Below are 23,805 nucleotides of genomic sequence, written 5' to 3' on the forward strand. Positions count from 1 at the left end.
GTAGTCTTGACACGTGGGTGCTGCGTCGGATGTGAAGAAGGCTTATCGGCTTCTGCAGCGCGCCCTGCGCTCGCGCAAGGCGGTGCAGAGCGTCCGACGCACGATCGCTTCGACGCCCCCGCATCCGGAGAACCACTACAAGGTCGCCGTGTACTTCGCCGATGGTGCGGTGAACATGTACCAGATGCGCCAGTGGTATCGTCCGCTCGCCGAGCTCGCGAAGCGGTGGCCGGTCGTGGTCCTCGCGCGCAACGCGGTCGGAGCGCAGACCCTACTCGCCGAGGATGCTCCACCGGTGGCATTCGTGCCGACTGTGCGCGACCTCGAGCACTTCATCCGCACGCAAGACATCCGAGTCGTGCTGTACGTGAACCAGAACACACGCAATTTTCAGATGTTCCGTTACGGGCGTCGCTGGCACGTGTTCATCAACCACGGCGAGTCCGACAAGATGTACATGACAACTAACCAGTACAAGGCGTATGACTACGCGCTCGTGGCTGGCCAAGCTGCCCGTGACCGGCTTGGCCGCACGCTCTGGGACTACGACGTAGATCAACGCACCATCGAGATCGGGCGTCCTCAGGCAGATCACTATTCCGGTGTACTGCCGTACACGCCTGATGAGCGCATCGTCGTGCTGTACGCGCCGACGTGGGAGGGCGATCGCCCCAGCGCCCACTACGGCTCGATTGCGACTCACGGCGAGACGCTCGTCAACGCGCTGTTGGCCACTGGCACGCATCGGGTGATTTATCGCCCGCATCCGCGCAGCGGCGTCGTCGATGATGAGTACGGTGCCGCGCATCGACGGATCATCGCCGCCATCTCAGCGGCCAATGGCGCCGATTGTGGCGCACAGCACATCTATGACAACGGCCCCGAGTTGGGCTGGCAGCTGGTCGCCGCAGACGTTGCCATCGTCGACATCTCGGCCATGGTCTATGACCGGCTCGCCGCCGGGAAGCCTCTCATGATCACGTATCCCGTCGACGAGCAGGCCGCGATCGATGAGGGCGGGTATCTGTCGGACTGCGAATGGCTGACGGAGGATGCTGCGGCCGACATCGTCCGGGAAGTCGAGCGCGTCCACGCCGACGATGACGCCGTCTTGAAGCTGCGCATGTGGGTGCAGCACTACTTCGGCGACACAACGCCAGGGGTTGCGACCGCGAAGTTCCACGCCGCGATTGAACACCTCATGGATCACTGGGAAGAGTGGCGCATGCGCGAGGTCGGCGCCGCCGCCTCGGACGAGGATGACGACGACGAAGAAGAGAAGGACGAGGAGCTGGGCGGATGACCCGCAGTACGAGCGACTACCCCCGGGCTGCAGCCCGAGCCTCCCGTTTTGAACCCGTCGCCGAATCGGCTTCGACGAATGCGGCCTTGCGGGCGCTCGCCGCAGATGCTGAGGCCTGGCCGCACCTTTCGGTGCTGCTGACTGACAATCAGACGGCCGGACGTGGTCGCCTCGATCGCTCATGGGTCGCGCCGGCGGGTGCCGCGCTCGCGATATCCGTGCTGCTGCGCGAGCTTCCGACCATCGAGTCCCGCGGCTGGATCTCGCTCGCCGCGGGCGTCGCGATGGCGGATGCCGTGGCCGCACAGTTACCCGAGCATGAGGTCGGCGTGAAGTGGCCGAACGACGTGTTGGTCGACGGGCGCAAGATCTGCGGCATCCTCGCGGAATCGACTGGCGAGGCCGTCGTCGTGGGCGCGGGCGTGAATACGGCGATGACCGCCGAGCAACTGCCCGTGCCCACCGCCACGTCGTTTGCCGTCCTTGGTGCGGATGTCGACCACGATCGACTCATCGCCGACTACCTCGATCGTCTCGACGCATTGCTCACCGCGCTCTTGGCTGCGGGGGATGCTGAGGCGAGTGGTCTGCGTCACGCAACAACGACGCGCTGTTTGAGCATCGGTCGTCTTGTCGACGTCGCATTGCCAGACGGATCGACCCTCCACGGTCGCGCCACGCGGATCGGGGCTGACGGGCGCCTCGTCGTGGAAGCTGCCGGGAGCGAACACCTCATTGCCGCGGGCGACATCGTGCACGCGCGCCTCACTTGACATCGGTCATACCCAGGCACAATGGAGGGGTGACCCAGCCCGTGACCCTCGGAGGCCGGCCGGTGATGCCGCCACCGGGCGCACCCGCCGAAGAGCTTCTCATCGCGCGTTTCCGCGGCCACGCGCGCGCATTGTTCTGGTCTGCGCTGCTGCTGATCGTCGTTTTCGGCGGCACCGCTTACCTCTACGGCAATCTGCCGGACGGCTTCGAGAACTGGATGCTCCTCACCGCGGCATCCGCGCTCATCCTGTTTGGGGTGCTGATCCCTTACCTCGTCTGGGCATCGCGTAGCTATACGGTGACGACCAGGCGAGTGATCGCCCGCCACGGGCTCGGGTCTCGCCAGCGTCGCGAAATGTCGCACGTGCGCGGCTACACGATCGGCGTGCGTCGCGGCATCGTGCAGCGGATGTGGGGCGCGGGAACCATCAGCCTCTCCAACGGCGTCGACACGCCGCTGCGAATGGCGAACGTGCCGAACGTCACGCTCCTGCATGAAGCGCTGGCCGATCAGATCGAGGTCAACCAGATCCTCGCGCACCGCGACGCCCAGTCCATGTCAGGTTCAGACACCGCACAGTAAACCGTCCGTCGCGCATGCGGGACATTGTGTTTTGCTCCCGCACCTATGCGGGACATTGTGTTTTGCTCCCGCACCTATGCGGGAGAATGGTCAAGACGAACGGAGATCCCAATGGCGTTGCGTGTGGGCGTGATCGGCGGCGGACAGCTGGCCAGAATGATGATTGCTCCGGCGGTTGAGCTGGGGTTAGACATCCGCGTGCTCGCCGAAGCCGAAGGCATGTCGGCGCAGCTGGCGGCGACCGCCGTGGGGGACTACCGCGATTTCGAGACGGTGCGCGCGTTCGCAAAGGAAGTCGACGTCATCACGTTCGACCACGAGCATGTGCCACAGGAAGTGCTCCGCGCACTCGTCGCTGAAGGCGTCGCAGTGCACCCCGGCCCCGATGCCCTGCAGTACGCGCAGGACAAGCTCGTGATGCGCGCGCGACTCGCCGAACTCGGCGTGCCCCAGCCGGATTGGGCCGCCGTCACGAACGGCGACGAGCTACAGGCTTTCCTCGACGACCATGGTGGCAAGGCTGTCGTGAAGACCCCCCGCGGCGGTTACGACGGCAAGGGCGTGCGGGTCGTCCGCGATGCCAGCGACGCGGCTGACTGGTTCGCCGAAGACGGCGATGCGCTACTCGTCGAAGAACTTGTGTCTTTCGTGCGTGAGCTGGCACAGCAGGTCGCTCGGCGCCCGAGCGGTCAGATGGTTACTTACCCGGTAGTCGAAACCGTGCAACGTGATGGCGTGTGCGCCGAGGTCTTCGCGCCGGCACCGGGCACGAGTGAGCGCCTCGTTCAGGTTGCCGAGAGCATCGGCCGGCAGATTGCCGAAGGACTCGGCGTCACCGGGATGCTGGCGGTCGAGCTGTTCGAGACCGACGATGAGCGCATCCTGGTCAATGAACTTGCCATGCGCCCGCACAACAGCGGCCACTGGAGCCAGGACGGTGCCGTCACCGGCCAGTTCGAACAGCACCTCCGTGCGGTTACTGACCTTCCCCTGGGAGATGTGACAGCGCGCTCGCCGTGGTCGGTGATGGTGAACATCCTCGGCGGACCTGCGGAGGGCACCTTCGAGGACCGCTTCGACGCCGCGATGACAGAGCATCCGGAGGCGAAGATTCACACGTACGGCAAGGCGGCCCGCCCCGGCCGTAAGGTCGGCCACGTGAACGTCACCGGAGATACCCTCGACGACGTGGTCTACACGGCGCGTGCCGCGGCCGCACATTTCGCCTGAGACGCTATCTGTTCTGGATCGCGTTTTCGCGCGCCGTTCAGCGGATGCCGGGGGAGCAGACCGTACCCTGGGTGAGTGACTGAGCCTCTGCACTCCTCCGCTGTGCCCGTCGTCGGTGTCGTGATGGGTTCCGACTCTGACTGGCGCGTGATGAGCGACGCCTCTCAGGCGCTCACTGAGTTCGGCATCCCTCATGAAGTTGAGGTCGTTTCAGCACATCGCACGCCAGACAAGCTGATGCAGTACGCGCGCGAAGCGCGCGGCCGCGGCCTCCGCGTCATTATCGCCGGGGCTGGGGGCGCAGCACACCTTCCCGGCATGCTCGCCTCGATGACACCGTTGCCAGTGATTGGCGTACCGGTGCCGCTTGCGTACCTCGATGGGATGGACTCGCTCCTTTCGATCGTGCAGATGCCCGCCGGAATCCCGGTGGCGACTGTGTCGATCGGCGGCGCACGCAACGCGGGTATCCTTGCGGCCCGCATTCTTGGTGCCTCAGATGCCGCGATCGCAGACCGCATCGAGGACTATGCCAAGACTCTTGAGTCGCAGGTCGCGGAGAAGAACGAACGGCTGAAGGACTCGCTGTGACGATCGCCGCGCCGCGGGCGACGAGCCAGCCACGTCGTCCGCTGATCGAGACGCGACCGCTTCGTAATCCCGATGCCACTGACCCGTCGTTCATGGGCCGTCGTGGCTGGTGGCTGGTTGTGATGAACGTGCTCGTTCCCGGTTCCGCCCAGATCCTTGCCGGGCGAAACCGGAAGCTCGGTCGGATCGGGCTGGGCGCGACGTTGCTCAGCTGGGTGCTCGTCATTCTTGCTGTTGTCGCGGCGCTGTTCTGGCGGTCGATGCTCATCTCGATTGCCACGAACTGGTTTGCATTGACGGCGCTGCAGGTGCTCTTCGTTGCCTTCGCCCTGTTGTGGATCGTACTGACGTTCGACACCCTGCGCCTTGTGCGGCTGGTCAAAGTGCCGACTCCGTCGCGGTTCGCGATCCCGGTGGTGGCGCTGATCCTACTCGGTCTTCTCAGTGGCGGCGCCGGTTACGCGGCGACGGTTGCCGGCTCGAGCAGAGGGGTGATCGGTGACATCTTCGGGCAGAGCGGGCCGAGTGTGCCGCCCGACGACGGCTATTACAACATCCTCCTGCTGGGTGCAGACAGCGGCGATGGCCGCGACTCTATGCGCTTCGACAGCATCTCGGTGGTGTCGGTCAACGCCACTACGGGCGCGGTCACGATCACCGGCATCCCACGGGAACTCCCGCATGCGCCGTTCAGCGAGGGCAGCCCTATGCAGGCGCTGTATCCGGACGGCTTCGATGGGCATTCGTCGTCGTCGTGTGGCTGGAACCCCTGGATGAATCACATCCGCTACGCGGCCGAGGTCTGCCGCGACGATAAGGGTGCGGCACTGTATCCGGATGCTGTCGCTGCCGGATCTGCGCCAGGCATCGAGGCGACCAAAGACGCGGCGGAGGGAATCCTCGGGATCAAGATCCCGTACTACGTCTTCGTTGATATGAATGGCTTCGCTGCGATGATCGATGCCCTTGGCGGCGTCGACATCAACGTCACCGAGCGACTGCCGAAGGGTGGCCCGCCGGAGGGGTGGACCGGTTCGGACGTCAACGAGTGGGCGATCGGCTGGATTGAGCCGGGCCAGCAGCACATGGACGGCGATACCGCCCAGTGGTACGCGCGTTCGCGGTACACCACGAGCGACTGGGACCGGATGGAGCGCCAGCGCGAGTTGCAGGTAGCGATCCTCGACCAGTTCACGCCGCAGACCATTCTGACCCGCTTCAACGAGATCGCCGCGGCGGGAACGGTATTGATCGACACCGACCTGCCGAAGGACAAGCTGTCAGAGTTCTTTGACCTGATGCTGCTGGCGAAGGAGCAGCCAGTCACGCCGATCGAGCTCGTTCCGGAAAACGGCGTTGATGAGCACAACCCCGACTACGCCTATATCCAGGCGATGATTCAGCAGGCGCTGCATCCGCCGACGGCGACGCCGACACCCACCCCCTGAGCGCGCGAAAGGGCCCTCTGTCCACCACCACGACCGTGGTGATGAGCAGAGGGCCATCCGGTATGCACCGGACGACACCGAACGACGGCAAGTCGGAGGGGGAGGGACTGCCGCCGCTCGGCGAGTGATCACCGCGATGTGCGGTGACCGGACCCCGCTAGGCGCGCTTGCGACGCGTGATTCCTGCGGCGACGAGTACACCGCCGGCCACGAGAGCGGCAGCACCGCCTCCGAGTACCCACGGTGAGAATCCACCTCCCGTGAGCGCGAGCTCAAACCCGTCAGAACCGGCGGCTGCAACGGCCGGGTCGTGATCGCAACTAACCGTGGCGTCGTGCCCACGCGACACCGTGATCGTTGCAGTGTACGAAGCCGACCCCGTGAATGCGACCGCGTATGTGCCGCTGCCGTTGGCTGGCGGGCGGAACGAGAGCACCAGTCCGCCATCGGCATTTGCAACATTGCCCGAGTACGAAGCGTTCGCGGCGTTGTTGCCCGAGATGCCGACGGATACGTTCTCGCCCGGCAGGAAGAAGCCGGAGCCGAACACGATCGTCGACGCCTCGCAGAGATCCACAGTGGAATTCTCAACGGTCGCCTGCGGTGGTTTCGCGTACGAGTCGTCAGAGAACGACGCGAGGTCAGACGGCGCAGCAGACGCGACAGCAGGTGCAACGAGCACCAGTGCGCCAGCGGTCAGGCTGATGACAGCCAGTTTCTTCAGCATGATTCTCCCCCAGAGAGATACACGCGGAATCACACTCGAATACACCCCTGCATTCGACTGTGTGGATCCTTCCTGCCCCCACGGCAGAATGGTAGAACCCAATATTCCCCAGTGGTGATCACACTAGTCCACGCAACTGCGATTGTCACTAGTCGCAGACGAACTCGGCGCGTGTCGTTTCCGGGGTGTCGATCATCGGTGTGTGCTGCACACGGGTGAGACGATCGCCGGCACCGGTCCCTATGAATGAGACGGTGATCGTGGTCTTTTCGCCGGGTTCGAGCAGCACGTCGTGCTGTATGACGCTGCGGGTGCCGAGAATTGTGGTCTGTACGCCTTCTTTGCTGCCGTCACGGTCAAAAGTGCGAATCGTCGCGCCCTCCGGTCCGTAGATGGCGATCAGCGTGCGTACATTCCCCGCGACGACTCCGAAAATCCCATTGCCGGTCACATAGGCGGGGAGCGTGTCGGCGGCATCCGCTGGCGCGTTGTTCGTCCAGGTCACCTTCACCTGCGTCGTTGGTTCTCCGCGACAGGTGCCGATCGCGGTGCTGATGGCCGCCTCGGTGTAGAAGTTCATCTTGCCGCCGGTGGTGTCGTTGAAGAGCACCCCCACGTAAGCACCTCGTGCGCCATCCGTCGGCAGCGTGCCACCGAGAGTCGACGCGGCGAGGAGCGTCTCTTCCTCGGGGTGCGCACTCCAGATGCGGATCCGATCCTCATCCGCGGCAGCGGCGAATGCGCCGATCAGCTGCTGGGGTGACCCGCTGCTGAGCGCGGCAGCGAACAGGCCGTTGGCGGCCTGTGCGAACACGGCATCCTGTTGGACGGGGTCAGGGAAGGTCGCGTAGATCTCGGAAAGCAGGATCGACAGGATCGTCTTGGAATCCGCAGTGAACGGTCCGAACGCCAGTGGGCCGGTCGCTTCGATGAGATGTTGTGCCACGACGGCGTCGACCGCGATGACGCCGTCGACAGGCTGCCCGAAGCGCTGTTCCCAGCGCAGGGCAATCGTTGCTCCTGCTTCGGTGAAATCGGGGATGCTGGTGATGTTTTGGATGTGGCGTCCAGGCCCGTCCTCGAACAGGGCGACGGTCGAATCGCTCAGCGGGAGCGGCGTATCCAACGCGGGGAAGTCTGCGGTAGACGCCTGGCTCACGATGCTGAGCGAGCCGTGATCTGCGCGGATGAGGGCGAGCGAGCCGACGATACCTCCGTCAGAGCGCAGCTCGGCATTGTTCTGCATCGCGATGACGTAGGTGCGTGGCCCATCGGCGCCGAGCATTGGCGGGAGCAGAACCGACGCACCGTGCACTGCGCCGATAACTGTCGCAGCCTCAGTGACGACATCACGCATCTCCTCCACCGCATCGGCGAGCGGCGGAAGCGTGCTGTCGGTATTGATCCGCTGCGCTTGGGTTTCGGCTGCGGAGAGTACCGCGCTGGCATCGGCCAGCGGCGCCTCAACTTCCGCGAACGGCGCGAGGTCGATTGTTGAGCCGGTGAAGCCGAGGCTGGCGAGGTCGATGCCAGCTGCGACGTCGAGTACGGGGGTTACGGCATCCGCTGCAATGCTGTCGGCGACTTCGGCGACCTCACGCATCGCGGTGAAGTTCGCGCCGAGCCACGGGACGAACTCGAATCCGCGCCAGATCGGGTCAGATGTCAGGCTCCGAGCGGATGCTGCGTGCTCGGCGATACGAGATGCAATCTGCGGTGCCCGCTCGAGGTTGCCCTCGGCGATGGTGCTGCGCAGTTGAGAGGTGGTCTTCTGCACCTGCTTCAGCTCGTTGACGGCGCCGATCCCGCGGATCATCACCCATCCGATTGCGAGAATCAGTAGCGTCACAATGGTGCCGATGACCCACCTGGCCCACCGGCGTCGTACCGGGATTCGGCCATCGCTCACGACAGCATTCAAGCACGTTCCACCGCAGTTGTGCTCTTTCCTGCGGGAGTCGACATCACACCGATACGCTGTTCGGGATGCCGCGGCTTGAGAGGACTCCGACCATGACTGACGAGGGCACCCCGCGCCGCTCCGTCCTATCGATCGTCACCCGGATCCCGGCGACGCTGACGTTTGTCGCGTTGATTCTGATCGTCGGCGTCATCGGCCAGGGGCTGTGGCGTCCCACCGCAGACCAGGACTGGTTCGACGCGGTGGCGTATGGTTTGCCTTCTTTCGAGCAGGGTCGCTTCTGGACACCGATCACGGGAACATTCTTCGTCGTACAGCCGTGGGTCTACATACCGACGCTGCTGGGGTTCTGGGGAATGGCGTATTTGGAGTATCGACGCGGCTGGCGCGTGGCAGTCGCCTACTACTGGATCGGCCAGCTCTTCGCGATCTCGGGTTCGGCCCTGTTCCTGGTTCTCGCCCGCACGCTGCCATGGCCATGGGCGCATGATCTCGCAGCTACCGTCGATGTCGGCGCCTCCGGCGGCACTATGGCCTGCATTGCGGCGGCGATCGGCCTGTTCGCGGCGCCGTGGCGGCAGCGAGCCTGGATTCTGCTGTTCGGTTTCGCTGCCGTGAGTTTGCTCTACCTCGGGCAGCTGGCAGATGTCGAGCACGCTCTTGCCGTGCTTCTCGTTCTCTCTGTCGACCGCTCGTTCCGCGTTCAGCGCACGACGGTGCATGAGCAGCGACTGCTCGCGTTCGGAACGATCCTCGTCCTCGGGGTGGTGCAGATCATCGTGGCGCTCGCGCCGACGAATGGCCCCTTCGGACAGACGTCGCTCTCCGCGCAGACATCGGTTCCCGATGTGCTTTTCGACACAGTGGTGCTCATTATTGCCGCGGTGGGCCTGCGACGAGGTCGACGGTGGGCGTGGATTCTCGCGCTCGTGCTCGCCGCACTCAACGTCTTCATCGGCGCGCTGGCGCTGTTCGTGCACCTGGTGTTCCCCAGCGATGTCACAGATATCGCCGGTGACCTCGACGTGACCGTGTCTGCAGGGTTCCTCTGGCTCGCATTCGCTGTGCTGCTGCTTGTGGCGCGGCATGCGTTCCGCGTGTGGCGACAGGCACGCACCCTCACGACCGGCCCGGTGGCTGTCGATGAGGTGAAGGACCTCATTCGCGAGCAGGGTGCCGGAACGCTGTCGTGGATGACGACCTGGGACCGCATGGAGTTCTTTCGCACCTCGACCGGAATCGTGCCCTTCCAAGTGCACGCCGGCGTGGCGATCGTGCTCGCCGATCCGTTGGGAACCTCTGAGGGTCGCGCGACATCCGTGCGGGAGTTCATCGCGGCAGCCGAGGCGAAGGCACTGACGCCGTGCTTCTTCAGCTCCTCGAGTGCGACGAAGGAAGCTGTGCCCGCGGATTGGCAGTCGCTCACTGTTGCCGACGACACGATCGTCGACCTCGCCGACCTCTCGTTCCAGGGCAAAGCGTGGGCACGAGTGCGCCAGTCTTTCAGCCGGGCGGAGCGGGAAGACATCGCCTTCCGTCTCACGACGCTTGCCGATATCACGTGGGGGATACGCCAGCAGCTGCGGGCGATCTCCGAGTCGTGGGTTGACGACAAGGGGCTGCCAGAGATGCGCTTCACTCTGGGCACACTGCAAGAGGCCGAAGACCCCGAAGTCCGGTTGGCGCTCGCCATCTCGCCGGATGGCGATATCGACGGAATGCTCAGCTGGTTGCCGGTCTACGGCGGCGATGGTCGAGTGCGAGGCTGGACGCTCGATCTGATGCGGCGCCGCGACGGCGGTTTCGGGGCCGTGATGGAGTTTCTGATCGGTTCGTCCGCGAAGGCGTTCTCTGAGGAGGGCGCCGAGATCCTGTCGCTGTCAGGGGCTCCGCTCGCGCATGAGTCGACGCCTGATGAGGGCGTGATCGGCACGATGCTCGCGCGGATGGGCGGGATGCTGGAGCCGGTCTACGGGTTCCGCTCGCTGCACCAGTTCAAGAAGAAGTTCAATCCGCGCTATGAACCGATCTTCCTGCTCTATCGAGATGAGGGAGATCTTGCCCGCATCGGTACTGGTCTCACTCGCGCATTCCTGCCGGACGCCACGCTGAAGCAGTTCAGCGCTGCCGGGATGGAGCTGATCCGACGGTGAGCACGTTGCCTTCTCCAGACATGCCTTCTCCAGACATGCCTTCTCCAGACATGCCGTTTCCTGATGCCGACTACGTGATCCTGTCGAGCCGGCTCATCCCCGATCTCGACGGTGGTTACACGATTGCGGCGCTTGCTCGCGCTCGCCAAATGGCGACAGCCGGTGTTCACGCGGGGAGGGGGCCGCTGCTGCTCACCGTTGACCCTGGAACACCAGCCGCTCACGAGCAGCACCGAAAGACGCTCGACGAGCGGGGGCTGATTACCGCCAGGGAGCGGATGCGAAATCTGTTCGACGAAGCGGGTGATGTGGCGGGTGGTGCCGCAACGTGGCTTCGCGCCGCTGCCGAGGACGGCACTATCGACCCGAGCCTTGAGTATCGACGCGTTGCTGATGAGTCGGATGCTCCGATCGTCAGCTTGCCCGTCATCACGGGCGACCCGGATTGGCATCTCACCGAGGCTCCGATTGCTATTCACGGCGCGGATGGCGAGATTGTCGGTGTTATCCGTGGGTTCGGCCGGCTGTACCGCGTGTGGCTTGAGCACGTCGTCGAAGAGCTGCGAGCTGCCGGGGGAGCGCGCCCGATCGTGGTGATTTGCGAGTCACGTCAGCTGGGCGAGATGCTCGTCGATTGGGATGATCCTGATGTTCGACTCGTGCACGCGATCCATACCGTGCACGTCGAGCCGCCGTTCACGTCGGACGCACCGATGAACGCGCTGTGGACGCGGTGGTTCGCCGCTGCCGACCGGTTCGATGCGATCATGTGGCCCACACAGGCGCAGCGCGCCGACGTAGAGTCCCGCTTCGGACCCTCCGAGATCAACCGGGTGGTGTCGAACGCCGTCGAGGTGAGTGGCCGCGCGATCACCCCGACTGATCGGGTCGCTGGACGAGTGGTCATGCTGAACCGCCTGGCACCGGGCAAGCGGGTAGATCACGCCATCAATGCCTTCCTCGGTGTCGTGCGGCGCGCGCCAGAGGCGACCCTGGACATCTACGGCGACGGACCGGAGCTGGCGCAACTGCAGACGCTCATCGACGGCCTGGGACTCGGTGGGCACGTCTCTCTTCGCGGCTCGACCGATGATCCCGTGTGGGCAGTGAGCACGGCATCCGCTCTGCTCTCGACTTCGGCCTACGAGGGGCAGGGTCTGGCGATTCTCGAGGCACTCCTCGTGGGGCGTCCTGTCGTCTCTTATGACGTGCCGTACGGACCGCGCGAGCTGCTCAGCGGAGGTGGCGGACTTCTCGTTGCGGATGGCGACGTGCAGGGGCTGAGCGATGCGATCGTTCGGGTTTTGACTGAGCCGGACCTGTATGACCGCTTGAGCGCCGAGACGCAGCAGGCGTCACGTGCCGCTGATCCCGAGCATGCGATGGCTGCGCTGGCTGATGAGGTGCGCCGTGTGGTTGAGCGTCCGAGCAGGCGTCTCTCCTAGCCACAGCACGCGTCGCTCACGAGAATTCATGTTCGTCGTCAGTATCCTTACGAGATGGGTGTTCAGCTGCGTGTCGTTCTCGACCAGCTCGTGCGCGTCGTCGATCCTGATCAGGCTGCGGCATCGAAGGCTCTGACGGCCGGGCTCGTTGCGACCGCCCCGTCAGGGTGCGGGGTAGACGCGATTGTGCCCGCGGGCGCTGAAGTAGATATCCCCGGTGTTGGCGAGGTGCGCAGGTTAGGTCTTGCGCGCCGCGAGCTGGCCGGATCATGGCATTTGGGTTTGCGCCCGGTGTCGGCGGCGGGCTCATCCACGCGCCGACTCTGATGGCGCCCCTCGTGAAACACGACCGTCTGCACGATCACGACCAGGTCGCGGTCACCATCTGGGACTTGCTCGCCTGGGAGGCGCCAGAGACGCTTCCTAAGTCGACGGTCGCCTGGCAGCGCGGGATGCTGCGCAGGGCGGTCCGGTACGCAGATGCCGTCGTCGTTCCCTCGCACGCGATCGCTCATCGGCTTGGTGAGATCGCGAAGGTGGGTAACCGGGTGCGAGTGATCGCTGGGGCGGCTCCTGAGGGCTTCGCGGTGCCGACGGATGCTGCCGGGCGGCGTGCAGATCTTACGATTCCTGAGAAATACGTTGTTCTCGTCGGCACGCTGGCCTCCCTCGAGCATGGATTCCGTGCAGCCGCGGCCGCAGGGGTCGACGCTGTGGTGCTGGATGCTCCAGAAGGCTCGGAGCCACAACTGGCCGAAGTTGCGTCAGCGGCCGGCCTGCCGGAACGGCGTGCACACATCCGCGGCGCGCTGTCGGTAGAAGATCGCAGCGCCGTGCTCGCTGGGGCTTCGGCCTTCGTGGCGACCAGCAGCCTCGGGGCATGGCCGTGGCGCGCGATGGAGGCGATGACGCTCAGCGTTCCGATCGTCGCCGTCGACAGCGGGGTGCATCACGATGTGATCGCCGAAGGTGGTGCGCTGGTTTCCCCGGGGGAACTCGATGAGGCGCTGACGGATGCCGTCGGCACCGGCGCAAAGCGCCTCAGCGTACTCGCCGGAGACCGCTCGCGGGCGTTCTCATGGGCGAGTTCGGCCGAGCGGGTGTGGGCGTTGCACGCGGATCTTTGAGGTGTGCAGCTGCGAACAGGCGCTCGATATCGGTCGCAGAGCCTGACGAAGGACCGGGAATCCGCTCAAAATGCCGCGTGTCTATTCGATTTTATGAATCCCAGTGGCATCATTCCGTAACTTCCGCCACACTAGTCACATGACTCGAAGTGCCTCACGCTCTAGAAGTGTGTTCCGGATCGCCCGATTCGTTACTGTTCTTGTCGCCGTAACCGCTGTAGTGGTCGGGACCGTGGCGCCGGTGACGGCCGCTACGGCATCCGCGACCGTGAGCACGACGGCTGGTCTCGCGCGCACTTCGGTCGGCACCGCGCAGAGCGGCATAGTGAAGACAGCGGTCACGGGCTTTAACCCCGGAAACATCATCAGCGACGCTGTATTTTTCAATAAAAACACGATGTCTGCCGCGGATATTCAGGCGTTCTTCAACGGCAAGGTGGCGTCGTGTCAGTCTGGATATGTTTGCCTGAAGGACGCGAGACAGAACACGCCGAACAGGCCAGCTGACCAGTACTGCAGTGGTTACAGTGGTGCACCAAACGAATCTGCCGCCACGATTATCTACCGCGTTGCGCAATCCTGCGGGATAAATCCTCAGGTCCTAGTTGTGATGCTCCAGAAGGAGCAAGGACTGGTCACTCACACTTGGCCGAGCCAATGGCGATATGACATGGCTCTTGGGCAAGGTTGTCCCGACACCGCACCGTGCGATCCCGCGTTCGCAGGGTTCTTCTACCAGATCTACGGCGCTGCACGCCAGATGCAGATCTACGCGGAAGGCAGGTGGTTCCAGTGGTACGCACCAGGCAATACCTGGAACATTTTGTATCACCCGAATGCCAATTGCGGACGATCGCCGGTATATATCGAGAACAAGGCCACAGCGGCGCTCTACTATTACACTCCTTACCAGCCGAACGCAGCGGCTCTAGCGGCCGGATATGGCGAGGCGAACAACGCGTGCTCGAGCTACGGCAACCGCAACTTCTACAACTACTTCACTGACTGGTTTGGAGTAAACCACGCTGACGACCCGATTGGAAACGTAGAAGTTCTCGAAGCCAACCCTGGCGAGTTCCGTGTGGTCGGTTGGGCTGGCGACGTCAATTCACCGAACCCAATCCAGGTTCACGTTTACGTCGGCGGAGTTGGAATCCCCACGGTTGCGAACATCGAGCGTCCAGACGTCGCGTACACTATCCAGGGCTTGGGAGCGGGCGAGGTTTTTCTGTCACGATTCCCGCGTTTGGCGCAGGTTCATTCAACTTGTGCATCTATGCGATCAACGTCGGCGCGGGGGCTAATACCACGCTCTACTGCAAGCAGGTTGATGCGATGAGTGGACCGCCGAAAGGGGCAATCGATGAGATGAAACCCGTTGTGGGTGGAGTTGAATATCGAGGCTGGTCTATCGACCCAGACACGACGAGTTCGATCCCCGTTCATATGTATCTAGACGGTCAAGGCGTATCGATAACGGCAAACGTCAACCGCCCAGACCTGACCGCGCACTACCCCAAGTACGGAGCTGCGCATGGATTCTCTGGCATGATCCAGGCGACTCCAGGGGTACATACACTTTGCGCCTACGGTATAAATGTGGGCGCTGGCGATAACGCACTCCTTGGTTGCCGGACAGTACGAGTCCCTGGTGAGGTGGATCTTGGGCGTCCGCCGACCGGATATCTCGAGTCCGTAGAGGTTTCAGGGAACATCGCCACGATTAAGGGATGGGCTCTTGATCCTGACACCGACCAGTCGATCAAAGTTCATGTCTATGTCAATTCGGCTGGTGCGGCGTATACGGCAGACAAGACTCGGGCTGACGTCGGGAAGGCTTTTCCTGGATTTGGTGACCAGCACGGCTTTTCCGAACAGATTGCACTACCGACCGGTAGCTCAACGATCTGCGCATATGCAATCAATACCGGTAACGGCGGAAACAGCACCCTTGGGTGTCGCGTTGCAACTGTCGCTCAGATCGAACTGGACCATGGAAAAAGCCCGTTCGGTAACATCGAGTCGGTTGTTCCTCAGAGCGACAGCATCGCTTTGACCGGATGGGCGATCGACCCTGACACGGTTGAACCGATCTCAGTTCACGTGTATGTAGACGGTGTTGGATACGCCACAACAGCGAATGCTCAACGTCCTGATGTCGGGGCGGCGTATCCCGCCTCTGGTCCGTTCCATGGCTTCGCCACGACCGTCCCCGCAACGGCAGGAGCCCATCGTGTGTGCGTTTACATGATCGATTCCGGTGGCGGCAACAACCCGACGCTTGCTTGTTTCGACGTTACCGTCTGAGACCGGACGTGAGGCGCCGAAGCCCACGTCGCACTGTCAGGAGAGGTACCGTTCCAGCGACTCTGTCATCGGCGTCGGAGTGAATCCGGTTGCGCTGATTTTTGACGTGTTTAGGAGGCTGTTGCGTGGACGTGGCGCGACCGGCTCAGTTGCGTCACCAAAGTAGTCGAACGTGGATATCCCAGATACCCGCTTGGGGTCGTGGCCGGTCGACGTGAACACGAATCTGGCGATCTCAGCCCATGACTTCGCGGGGCCTTCGCCGGTGAGGTTGTAGGTGCCGAACTCGGGCCGTGTGGAGATAAGGTGTCGGATCCCCGCAGCGAGATCATCGGTGAAGGTCAGACGCCCGAACTGATCATCGACCACTTTTGGATCGATCCCACGCTCCGCGAGCGAAGCCATCGTGCGGACAAAGTTCTTTCCATCGCCGATGACCCAGGACGTACGCACGATGTAGTGGTGCGGCACGGTGCTGACGATCGCGTCACCCGCCGCCTTCGTCTGCCCATAGACGCCTAGCGGCTGTACAGCGTCGTCTTCGGTGTATGCCCCGGATTTAGTTCCGTCGAAGACGTAGTCACTGGAGACGTGCACGAGGGTGATCCCGTTCTCGGTAGCGATTTGTGCGAGAACCGCGACACCAGTGACGTTGGCGTCCAAGCATCGGTGCGCCCTTCGGCGGTCTCAGCGACGTCGACTGCCGTGTACGCCGCCGCATTGATGACGGTGTCGTACTCTTTCCACCGACGTGATGAAACAAAAGCAGGATCGGTGAGATCAAGCGAATCGCGGCCCGCGTACTCATACTGCGCGGAATCCCCCAGCAGCGCGCGTAGCGCCTTCCCAAGCTGGCCACCAGCGCCGATGATCAGGCTCTTCTTTGGAGGAATCGGTGTGACGTCAGCGAGCCGTGGGTGGGTCAGGTCCTTAGCGGAGACCTCTACCTCGGAGAGCGGAATCGGCCACTTGATCGCCACGGTCTCATCCGCGAGGTTTAAGAATGAATATTCTGCGTCGGCTGACCAGTGGTCGTTGACCAGGTAAGCGTAGGCAGTATCGGGTTCAAGAGTTTGATACGAGTTGCCGACTCCACGAGGAACGAATATCGCCCTTGAAGGATCGAGTTCTGTTGTGAAAACCGCACCGAAGGATGGACCCTCGCGAAGGTCAACCCATGCTCCGAAAATCCGACCGGTTGCGACGGAGACCCACTTGTCCCACGGCTCAGCATGGATGCCACGCGTAGTACCGATGGCATCGTTAAAGGAGATGTTGTTCTGCACCGGGCCGAAGTCGGGAATGCCCTGGGCAACCATCTTCTCACGCTGCCAGTTCTCCTTGAACCAGCCGCGGGAGTCGCCGTGTACCGGGAGTTCCACCACGACCAGACCGGGGATCACTGTTTCGGTCGCGCGCAACGACTTGCCGAACTCCGTCATTATTGTCCCTTTGATGCGTAGAAACTCTCGGTCGCGTCTTTGGATGACGCCCACCACGGCTCATTGGTTTGGTACCACGCGATGGTTGAAGCAAGGCCGGACTCGAAGTCTCCAAACGCGGGCAACCAGCCGAGTTCTGTGCGCAACTTCGTAGAGTCGATCGCATATCGAAGATCGTGGCCGGCGCGATCAGTCACGTGGTCGTATGCGTCAGACTCTTGACCCATCTGGGTCAAGATGAGCTCAACCACGGACCTATTGTCCTTCTCGCCATCGGCTCCGATCAGGTAGGTCTCCCCGATCACGCCCTTGCCAAGAATCGTGAGGACGGCCGAAGAGTGGTCGTCAGCGTGGATCCAGTCGCGAACGTTCTGTCCGGAGCCGTAGAGCTTCGGACGAATACCACGAATTACATTCGTGATCTGCCGTGGAATGAACTTCTCGACGTGCTGGTACGGGCCGTAGTTATTCGAGCAGTTCGAGATCGTAGCTTGGACGCCAAAGGAACGCACCCATGCGCGCACCAACAGGTCACTTCCAGCCTTGGTTGACGAGTACGGCGAAGACGGATTGTATGGGGTCGTTTCGGTGAACCGCTCCGGGTCGTCCAACTCAAGATCGCCGTAGACCTCATCCGTCGAGATGTGGTGAAAGCGACGATCGTAACGACGCGCCGCTTCGAGCAACGTATAGGTGCCAATGATGTTGGTGTCCACGAACGGTTTTGGGTCATGCAGGGAGTTGTCGTTGTGCGACTCGGCTGCATAATGGATGACGGCATCGACGTTCGCAGTCAGAGTATCTACGAGTTCAGCGTCGACGATGTCGCCCTTGACGAGACGGACGCGGTCAGCAGGAAGGCCGTCGAGTGACGCCGCATTTCCGGCATACGTCAACTTGTCTAGAACAGTCACGTGAGCGTCGGTGTTCTCAACGACGTGGTGCACAAAGTTTGAACCGATGAATCCGGCACCGCCGGTAACGAGCAATTTCTGCATGATGTCCAGCGTACCGGGCGTGGGGCGCCAGACTCGGGGCGTTTGTTCAGGTGCGTGAAATCAGAGAGACTATTACCTATGCGTGGCATCATTCTCGCTGGGGGCACAGGCTCCCGGCTACACCCGATTACCCTTGGCGTCTCAAAGCAGCTTGTTCCGGTGTACGACAAGCCGATGATCTACTACCCGTTGTCGACGTTGATCCTTGCTGGGATCCGGGACATCCTGATGATTACGACACCACACGACGCGGAGGCCTTCCAGCGGCTCCTTGGCGACGGATCGAAGTTTGGTGTCTCGATAACTTACAGAACCCAACCCTCACCGGACGGGCTTGCGCAGGCGTTCGTCCTTGGCGAGGAACACATCGGTTCAGAAACGGTCGCGCTTGTGCTCGGCGACAACATCTTCTACGGACAGGGCATGGGTACTCAGCTGCGCCAGTATTCGGACCTGGATGGCGGGGTGGTCTTCGGCTACTGGGTCGATGACGCGACTGCATACGGTGTTGTGGAGTTTGATCGGGACGGCAGAGTCGTTTCTCTCGAGGAAAAGCCGACGCAACCCAAGAGCAACTACGCCGTGCCCGGCCTCTACTTCTATGACAACGATGTGATCGAGATCGCTAAAGAACTCAAGCCCTCGCCGCGTGGCGAATTGGAAATTACTGATGTCAACAAGGTGTACCTTGAGCGCGACAAACTTAAAGTTCAGTTGCTGAGGCGCGGCACGGCCTGGCTTGACACGGGAACATTCGACTCGCTTGCGGAGGCCACAGATTTCATTCGGACGGTTGAGAAACGGCAGGGGCTCTCGATTGGTTGTCCTGAAGAAGTCGCATGGCGTATGGGATTCCTCTCCGACGACGAGTTGCGCGAGCGTGCTGAGCCACTCGTCAAGAGCGGTTATGGAACCTATCTGCTGAAAGCCCTACAGCATGGCGGGCACTGAGTGAATGCCAGCGGCGTTCTCTCACCCCCACGAAGAGCCATCGTTTACGCTCTTGCCGGGGACACGGGAACGATTTCGGCTAGTACAGTATCGGCACTCACGAGTTTGGCGTCCTACGCGACGCATCTACTGGTGACCGTACCGGACACGGCTCAGGCGTCCGTAGACGCGATTGCAGAGCTAGGTGCCCGATACGTCTCTGTCTCAACGTCCAGATTTTCTCCGGTCAACTATTGGGACGCATTTAAAATGCTTGCGCCGGACCTTGGTGAGATTGACGAAATCGTTCTGACTGGCGAGGGTTGGTTTGGCCCGTTCAACACGCTTGGCGGCATGATCGAGAGGATGGACGCTGTCTCAGCGGATGCGTGGCAAGTCGCGGAGTTCGCTGGCGAAGTCGACGCATCCTTTGACGCGCAGGAACATCCGGCGGTTGAGATGCCTTGGGCTTGGTTCGTGGCGCGTCGGCCTTTGTTTGAGACTGACGGGTGGCGTCGCTACTGGGATGGTCGTCATGGGCACGATGCGGTGAGTGAGCGTTTCGTGGCTAACGCACTTTCGCGTGCCGGATATCAAGTCGAGTACGCCTTCCGCGCATCGGACTATCCGACTGCGAATGCCGTGACGCATGTGCCGGATCTCCTGATAGACCAGGGATACCCTTTTCTCGATCGCGGTGTTTTTGGATGGTTCCCGCCGTATCTAGACCGCCACGGGATAATTGGGCACGACATCCTCGATGTGGCGGAGCAGCATGGTCTGGATCGAGACGAAACGCTGAGCGTGCTCGCGAGGACAGTACAGCCACGTACTCTCAACGCAAACGCGGGTCTCTTCGAAATCCTGCCCCAGCACAGTGTCGTTGGTTCGGCAGCAGCTGCGAAGAAGCTCCGGGTTGCTGCCGTCGTCTACGCGAGGGATCTCCCTGCATTCGAGCGGTTGTGCGGTCAACTTGCAAACATCCCGACGGGGTTCGACCTAGTAGTTACGACCACGGACGGCCGAAAGGCTGCACGCATCGAGCGGTTCGTTGAGGCGCACGATCTCGGCAACGCACATCTTGACGTACGCGTGACGCCGTCTGGTAAAGGCCGCGACATGGCTGACTTTTTCGTGGGTTGTCACGACTTGTTGTTGGGACGTAAATACGATGTTTTGATCAAAGTCCATGCACGCAAACACAGCAAGAAGACACTCAATGTTGTTCGATACTTCACTCGATATCAGACGGAAAACCTGCTTGCCTCACCGCAATACGTAGAGAATTTGCTCGACTTATTCGCGACGAAACCTCACCTAGGGCTCGTGTTTCCTCCAATGATGCACGTTGGTTACTCGATCCTCGGCAAAGGATGGGGAGGCGGCCGCTATCGTGTGGCAGCCTCCGCATTCCTGCGGAAGTTAGACGTTCGCGTGCCGCTCGAGAAAGTTTCCCCTCTGGCGCCATTCGGTGGCATGTGGATGTGTCGGCCCGAAGCGCTTGGTGCGCTCGCGGAGCAACGAGTTACATATCGGGACTACTCCACGGGTAGTTCAATGAAGGATCTTGCGAGGGTGCAGGAGCGTGTCCTTGCTCACGTCGCTGGAGAAGCCGGGTACTACGCGCAGACCGTTCTCACATCTGAGCATGCGTCGATCAGCCACACAATTCTTGACTATAAAGTCGATCAACTTTTTTCGACGATGCAAGGGTATCCGGTCGATGCGATCCAGTTGATGCAGCGCACTGGAAGGATTAGTGGGCGGGGCATATTCGGCCTTTCGCGAATGTACCTTAACCTCAATCATCCTGTGCTCGCGCGAATAGTGAGTCCGGCCTACAGGCTCGCATACACCGCAATTTGGGTTGCTAAGTTTGGGCGTCGTGCGATTAGGTCTCTCGATCGTCAAGGTCACAGCAGAAGCGGAGGCCTCTGATGCGTACCGCAGAATTGACTACATACCCCGCCCGCGCGGCAGCGCCGTTCCCTAAGCAAGGGTCGCGGTTGCTCATATACGTTGTTTACGATCGCCGCGGCGACGTTGAGGATTATGTGCCGTACGCGCTCACTGACCTCCGGAGATTCTGCGATCGAATCCTTGTAGTTTCGAATGGTCCGTTGACCGTCAACGGTCGAAGAAGGCTCGAGGAAGTAGCGGACGAAGTCGTTGAACGGGAGAACTCCGGCTTTGATATCTGGGGGTATAAGCATGGCATCGACCACGTAGGCGAAGACATCGCTAGATTTGACGAGGTGATTCTCGCGAATGACACGTGGTTTGGTCCGGTTCGGCCATTCGACCCAGTGTTCGAACGGATGGATCGACAAGAGCTTCATTTCTGGGGTATGACTGACCACCTTCGTGTCGAACCGAACCCATTTACGCGACGCGACTATCTCGCATATCACTTGCAGTCCTACTGGCTCGTTGCGAGGAAAGAGCTGGTGGCAAGTCGCGAATGGATTGACTATTGGGCAAGTCTGCCTGAGATGCATGGATATGAAGATGCGGTTGTCAAGCACGAGGCGGTCTTCACAGAACTCTTTACGTCCCACGGATTCATCGGCGAGGTGGCGTTCCCGACTATCACCGACAAGATTGAAAATCATGCGGTTCTGTACGCCGAGCATCTTTTGGATGCCGGATGCCCAACGCTGAAACGTCGGCCATTCTTTCAGTCGCCACCATATCTAGACCGGCTTGCGGTAGTCGGCAAGTGGACGCTGGATGCCGCCGCGCGGTACGGCTACCCAATGACGATTCTTATGCAAGATCTCGCCCGAAACGTCGGGCCCCGGGTGCTGAACGCGGATGCCGCTCTTCTTGACGTTGTCTCCGAATCGGACCAGCGATACGACAAAATGAAGCCCCTGCGCACGTTAGCAGTGGCGCACATCTATTACCCGGAACTCGCCACGCAGATGCTCGAAGCGCTCGACCGGCTTCCAGACGCTTATGACTTGATTATCACCACGGCGGACGTAAATCGGGCGGAACTCATTAGGGAAGCTCTTGCCGGGCGAGCCAGACGAGGCAAGGTGGACGTCCGCGTTGTGGAGTCGAACGACGGGCGTGACCAGAGCGCTTTCCTCGTCGGGTGTCGTGACGACATTCTCTCTGGCGAATACGAGTTGATTGTCAAGATTCACTCCAAGAAGACGCTGCAGGACGAGTTCAATCCGGGTCGGTTGTTCGCACGTCAGCAGTTCGATAATTTGCTTCCCAGTGCGGAGTACGCCGCGAACGTCATCGCGCTGTTCCAGCGCGAGCCTGGGCTGGGGCTTGCATATCCACCGATGGTTCACATCGGATATGGCACGATGGGGCACGCCTGGTGGGGAAACCGCCCTCGATTCGCTGACATCGCGATGAAGCTTGGTGTTCGCGTGCCGATCGATAAGCTGTCGCCATTGGCACCGTTCGGATCGATGTACTTTGCGCGACCAGAGGCGTTGCGACTGTTGTTTGAGGCTGGCTGGGACTACCGCGATTTCGGCGGCGAAGAGTCTTACAAAGACGGTGGTCTTGCTCATGTGCTCGAGCGTATGCCGTCGTATGCAGCGGGTGAACTCGGCTATCACACACGCACCATCGCTACTCCGGGCTATCTGGCCAGAAGTTACACTGCACTCGAATACAACTTGGATCAGATTACGAGCACGATGCCGGATACCACGATGGAGCAGATCGAACGAATGCAGGATGCGGGCGAGTTTGGTGCCGGGAGACTGGAAGACTTTGCTCGTATGTACGCGCGCATGAATCGCCCGAGCCTTGAGCCGGCGATCAGTCGCGTCTTCATCCGCGTGGCGGCCTGGCGGAGAAGAATTTCTCATCTACGGCCCTCATCGATAGGACGTCGCCTCATGGCCAAGAAGAGCACGAACAGGAGCAAGATCTGATGGCAGCGGCAACGCCTTCTGCGGCAAGCGAACGATTTGCGCGCATCGCTTTGTTGCCGATGCGAAGCATCGGATCAATCGGAGCAGGCGGGGCAACAAGCCTGCTTGGTCCGTTCCGAGAGCTGATCGATCATCGCGAGATGCTTTCGCTTCTCGTCAAACGAGACCTCAAGGCGCGATATAAAGACTCTGCGCTTGGCTTTTTGTGGGTGCTGGCGCGACCGCTGATGCAACTGGCGATCTATTTCGTCGTGCTCGGGCATTTTCTCGGAGCTGCGCGGGGTATTCCAGACTTCGCCATCTATGTATTTGCCGGGCTAACGGCAATGGGCCTATTTCAAGAGATCCTTGTCGGGGGCACTGGGTCAATACTTGCGAACGCCGGTTTGGTGAAGAAAGTGTATGTGCCCCGCGAGGTCTTCCCGTTGGCGAGCACTGGGGCAGCACTCTTCAACTTCGGTATTCAGCTACTAGTCCTGGTCATCGCGACGTTCGCGATCGGCAAGCCGCCTCTGCACATTGGCCTTATCTATTTTCTGCCAGCGCTCGCGCTGATTGTCGTGTACGGGCTTGCCCTCGCGCTTCTTTGTGGCGCGGTCAATGTGTACCTCCGTGATACGCAGTACTTGGTCGAAGTGCTTACGATGCTTCTTTTCTGGGCATCTCCTGTTGTCTATGCCTGGCAGATGGTGTCTCAGCTCGTGCAGAATTTTTGGTTGATAGAGGCGTATACAAACAATCCGCTGACGCTTGCGGTACTCGGTTTTCAGCGTGCATTTTGGGTCGCGGGCGACGAGGTTGCTTGGCCGGACCACCTAATGCTCCGAACTCTGATCGCACTCGTCATCGGGGTGGTCCTGCTCTTTGTGAGCCACCGTGTTTTCCTGCGCCTGCAGGGCAACTTCGCACAGGAGCTATAAG

General features: G+C 61.4%; 19 protein-coding genes and 1 pseudogene. 16 read left to right on the plus strand and 4 right to left on the minus strand.

What is annotated here, in order from left to right; genetic code table 11:
- The first annotated feature begins 13 nt into the window (after positions 1–13).
- The 6 genes from DC31_RS04570 to DC31_RS04595 all read left to right on the plus strand — a co-directional run bounded on the left by DC31_RS04570 (position 14) and on the right by DC31_RS04595 (position 5,929).
- Positions 14–1,303, plus strand: a complete 1,290-nt coding sequence (locus DC31_RS04570) for a CDP-glycerol glycerophosphotransferase family protein (protein WP_036277408.1) — start codon at positions 14–16, stop codon at positions 1,301–1,303.
- Entirely contained in the window at positions 1,300–2,076 is a 777-nt protein-coding gene (locus DC31_RS04575) for a biotin--[acetyl-CoA-carboxylase] ligase (protein WP_036277412.1), read from the plus strand. The genes DC31_RS04570 and DC31_RS04575 overlap by 4 nt, the downstream gene beginning before the upstream one ends.
- Positions 2,077–2,141: 65 nt before the next feature.
- Positions 2,142–2,660 carry a PH domain-containing protein gene (locus tag DC31_RS04580; RefSeq protein WP_081813728.1) on the plus strand — a complete coding sequence of 173 codons (519 nt, stop codon included), beginning with the start codon at positions 2,142–2,144 and terminating at the stop codon, positions 2,658–2,660.
- Between the two features lie 111 nt (positions 2,661–2,771).
- Positions 2,772–3,890, plus strand: a complete 1,119-nt coding sequence (locus tag DC31_RS04585; RefSeq protein ID WP_036277419.1) for a 5-(carboxyamino)imidazole ribonucleotide synthase — start codon at positions 2,772–2,774, stop codon at positions 3,888–3,890.
- A gap of 123 nt (positions 3,891–4,013) precedes the next feature.
- Positions 4,014–4,481, plus strand: coding sequence for a 5-(carboxyamino)imidazole ribonucleotide mutase (gene purE, locus DC31_RS04590; protein WP_036277680.1), 468 nt, complete (start codon positions 4,014–4,016; stop codon positions 4,479–4,481).
- Positions 4,478–5,929 (plus strand): LCP family protein, encoded by a 1,452-nt coding sequence (locus DC31_RS04595; protein WP_051606405.1) that lies wholly within the window; start codon positions 4,478–4,480, stop codon positions 5,927–5,929. Before purE ends, DC31_RS04595 begins: the two co-directional genes overlap by 4 nt.
- 157 nt (positions 5,930–6,086) lie before the next feature.
- Here the strand turns inward: DC31_RS04595 and DC31_RS04600 are convergent, their stop codons facing one another.
- Positions 6,087–6,656, minus strand: a complete 570-nt coding sequence (locus tag DC31_RS04600) for a hypothetical protein (protein ID WP_036277422.1) — start codon at positions 6,654–6,656, stop codon at positions 6,087–6,089.
- Positions 6,657–6,804: 148 nt separating this feature from the next.
- Complete coding sequence (locus DC31_RS04605) at positions 6,805–8,565, minus strand: DUF4012 domain-containing protein (protein ID WP_036277686.1); 1,761 nt, start codon at positions 8,563–8,565, stop codon at positions 6,805–6,807.
- A gap of 104 nt (positions 8,566–8,669) precedes the next feature.
- Between DC31_RS04605 and DC31_RS04610 the strand changes: the two genes are divergently transcribed.
- The 6 genes from DC31_RS04610 to DC31_RS04630 all read left to right on the plus strand — a co-directional run bounded on the left by DC31_RS04610 (position 8,670) and on the right by DC31_RS04630 (position 15,609).
- On the plus strand, positions 8,670–10,730 hold the full coding sequence (locus DC31_RS04610; RefSeq protein ID WP_036277426.1) for a bifunctional lysylphosphatidylglycerol flippase/synthetase MprF: 2,061 nt from the start codon (positions 8,670–8,672) through the stop codon (positions 10,728–10,730).
- Positions 10,731–10,765: 35 nt separating this feature from the next.
- Complete coding sequence (locus tag DC31_RS04615) at positions 10,766–12,175, plus strand: glycosyltransferase (protein ID WP_036277689.1); 1,410 nt, start codon at positions 10,766–10,768, stop codon at positions 12,173–12,175.
- A 54-nt stretch (positions 12,176–12,229) separates the two neighbouring features.
- Positions 12,230–12,502: a hypothetical protein gene (locus DC31_RS19160; RefSeq protein ID WP_235201337.1), complete on the plus strand. Its 273-nt coding sequence runs from the start codon at positions 12,230–12,232 to the stop codon at positions 12,500–12,502.
- Between the two features lie 11 nt (positions 12,503–12,513).
- Positions 12,514–13,302 carry a glycosyltransferase gene (locus DC31_RS04620; protein WP_235201338.1) on the plus strand — a complete coding sequence of 263 codons (789 nt, stop codon included), beginning with the start codon at positions 12,514–12,516 and terminating at the stop codon, positions 13,300–13,302.
- Between the two features lie 169 nt (positions 13,303–13,471).
- Complete coding sequence (locus DC31_RS04625) at positions 13,472–14,641, plus strand: hypothetical protein (RefSeq protein ID WP_051606406.1); 1,170 nt, start codon at positions 13,472–13,474, stop codon at positions 14,639–14,641.
- Positions 14,638–15,609, plus strand: coding sequence for a hypothetical protein (locus DC31_RS04630; RefSeq protein WP_152545336.1), 972 nt, complete (start codon positions 14,638–14,640; stop codon positions 15,607–15,609). Before DC31_RS04625 ends, DC31_RS04630 begins: the two co-directional genes overlap by 4 nt.
- Positions 15,610–15,645: 36 nt before the next feature.
- On the opposite strand, the pseudogene DC31_RS04635 reads toward DC31_RS04630, so the two are convergent.
- A pseudogene (locus DC31_RS04635) lies at positions 15,646–17,051 on the minus strand (sugar nucleotide-binding protein).
- On the minus strand, positions 17,051–18,049 hold the full coding sequence (gene rfbB / locus DC31_RS04640) for a dTDP-glucose 4,6-dehydratase (protein ID WP_036277430.1): 999 nt from the start codon (positions 18,047–18,049) through the stop codon (positions 17,051–17,053). Before rfbB ends, DC31_RS04635 begins: the two are co-directional and overlap by 1 nt.
- Positions 18,050–18,127: 78 nt before the next feature.
- On the opposite strand from rfbB, the gene rfbA reads away from it, so the two are divergent.
- From rfbA to DC31_RS04660, 4 genes are all read left to right on the plus strand, one after another.
- The gene (gene rfbA, locus DC31_RS04645) at positions 18,128–19,000 is read left to right on the plus strand and encodes a glucose-1-phosphate thymidylyltransferase RfbA (protein WP_036277434.1); all 873 of its coding nucleotides are present in this window, start codon (positions 18,128–18,130) and stop codon (positions 18,998–19,000) included.
- A gap of 132 nt (positions 19,001–19,132) precedes the next feature.
- Positions 19,133–20,917: a rhamnan synthesis F family protein gene (locus DC31_RS04650; RefSeq protein WP_036277437.1), complete on the plus strand. Its 1,785-nt coding sequence runs from the start codon at positions 19,133–19,135 to the stop codon at positions 20,915–20,917.
- Positions 20,917–22,884: a rhamnan synthesis F family protein gene (locus DC31_RS04655; RefSeq protein ID WP_051606407.1), complete on the plus strand. Its 1,968-nt coding sequence runs from the start codon at positions 20,917–20,919 to the stop codon at positions 22,882–22,884. The genes DC31_RS04650 and DC31_RS04655 overlap by 1 nt, the downstream gene beginning before the upstream one ends.
- Entirely contained in the window at positions 22,884–23,804 is a 921-nt protein-coding gene (locus DC31_RS04660; RefSeq protein ID WP_036277441.1) for an ABC transporter permease, read from the plus strand. Before DC31_RS04655 ends, DC31_RS04660 begins: the two co-directional genes overlap by 1 nt.
- Position 23,805 lies beyond the last annotated feature (1 nt).

The sequence above is a fragment of the Microbacterium sp. CH12i genome (assembly GCF_000685355.1).
GTDB lineage: Bacteria > Actinomycetota > Actinomycetes > Actinomycetales > Microbacteriaceae > Microbacterium.

Coding starts and splice junctions, on each gene's coding strand:
- DC31_RS04615 (WP_036277689.1), top strand. CDS start 10,766: ATGCCTTCTCCAGACATGCCGTTTCCTGATGCCGACTACGTGATCCTG.
- DC31_RS04585 (WP_036277419.1), top strand. CDS start 2,772: ATGGCGTTGCGTGTGGGCGTGATCGGCGGCGGACAGCTGGCCAGAATG.
- DC31_RS04600 (WP_036277422.1), bottom strand. CDS start 6,656: ATGCTGAAGAAACTGGCTGTCATCAGCCTGACCGCTGGCGCACTGGTG.
- DC31_RS04630 (WP_152545336.1), top strand. CDS start 14,638: ATGAGTGGACCGCCGAAAGGGGCAATCGATGAGATGAAACCCGTTGTG.
- purE (WP_036277680.1), top strand. CDS start 4,014: ATGGGTTCCGACTCTGACTGGCGCGTGATGAGCGACGCCTCTCAGGCG.
- DC31_RS04610 (WP_036277426.1), top strand. CDS start 8,670: ATGACTGACGAGGGCACCCCGCGCCGCTCCGTCCTATCGATCGTCACC.
- DC31_RS04575 (WP_036277412.1), top strand. CDS start 1,300: ATGACCCGCAGTACGAGCGACTACCCCCGGGCTGCAGCCCGAGCCTCC.
- DC31_RS04660 (WP_036277441.1), top strand. CDS start 22,884: ATGGCAGCGGCAACGCCTTCTGCGGCAAGCGAACGATTTGCGCGCATC.
- DC31_RS04580 (WP_081813728.1), top strand. CDS start 2,142: ATGCCGCCACCGGGCGCACCCGCCGAAGAGCTTCTCATCGCGCGTTTC.
- DC31_RS04655 (WP_051606407.1), top strand. CDS start 20,917: ATGCGTACCGCAGAATTGACTACATACCCCGCCCGCGCGGCAGCGCCG.
- rfbA (WP_036277434.1), top strand. CDS start 18,128: ATGCGTGGCATCATTCTCGCTGGGGGCACAGGCTCCCGGCTACACCCG.
- rfbB (WP_036277430.1), bottom strand. CDS start 18,049: ATGCAGAAATTGCTCGTTACCGGCGGTGCCGGATTCATCGGTTCAAAC.
- DC31_RS19160 (WP_235201337.1), top strand. CDS start 12,230: ATGGGTGTTCAGCTGCGTGTCGTTCTCGACCAGCTCGTGCGCGTCGTC.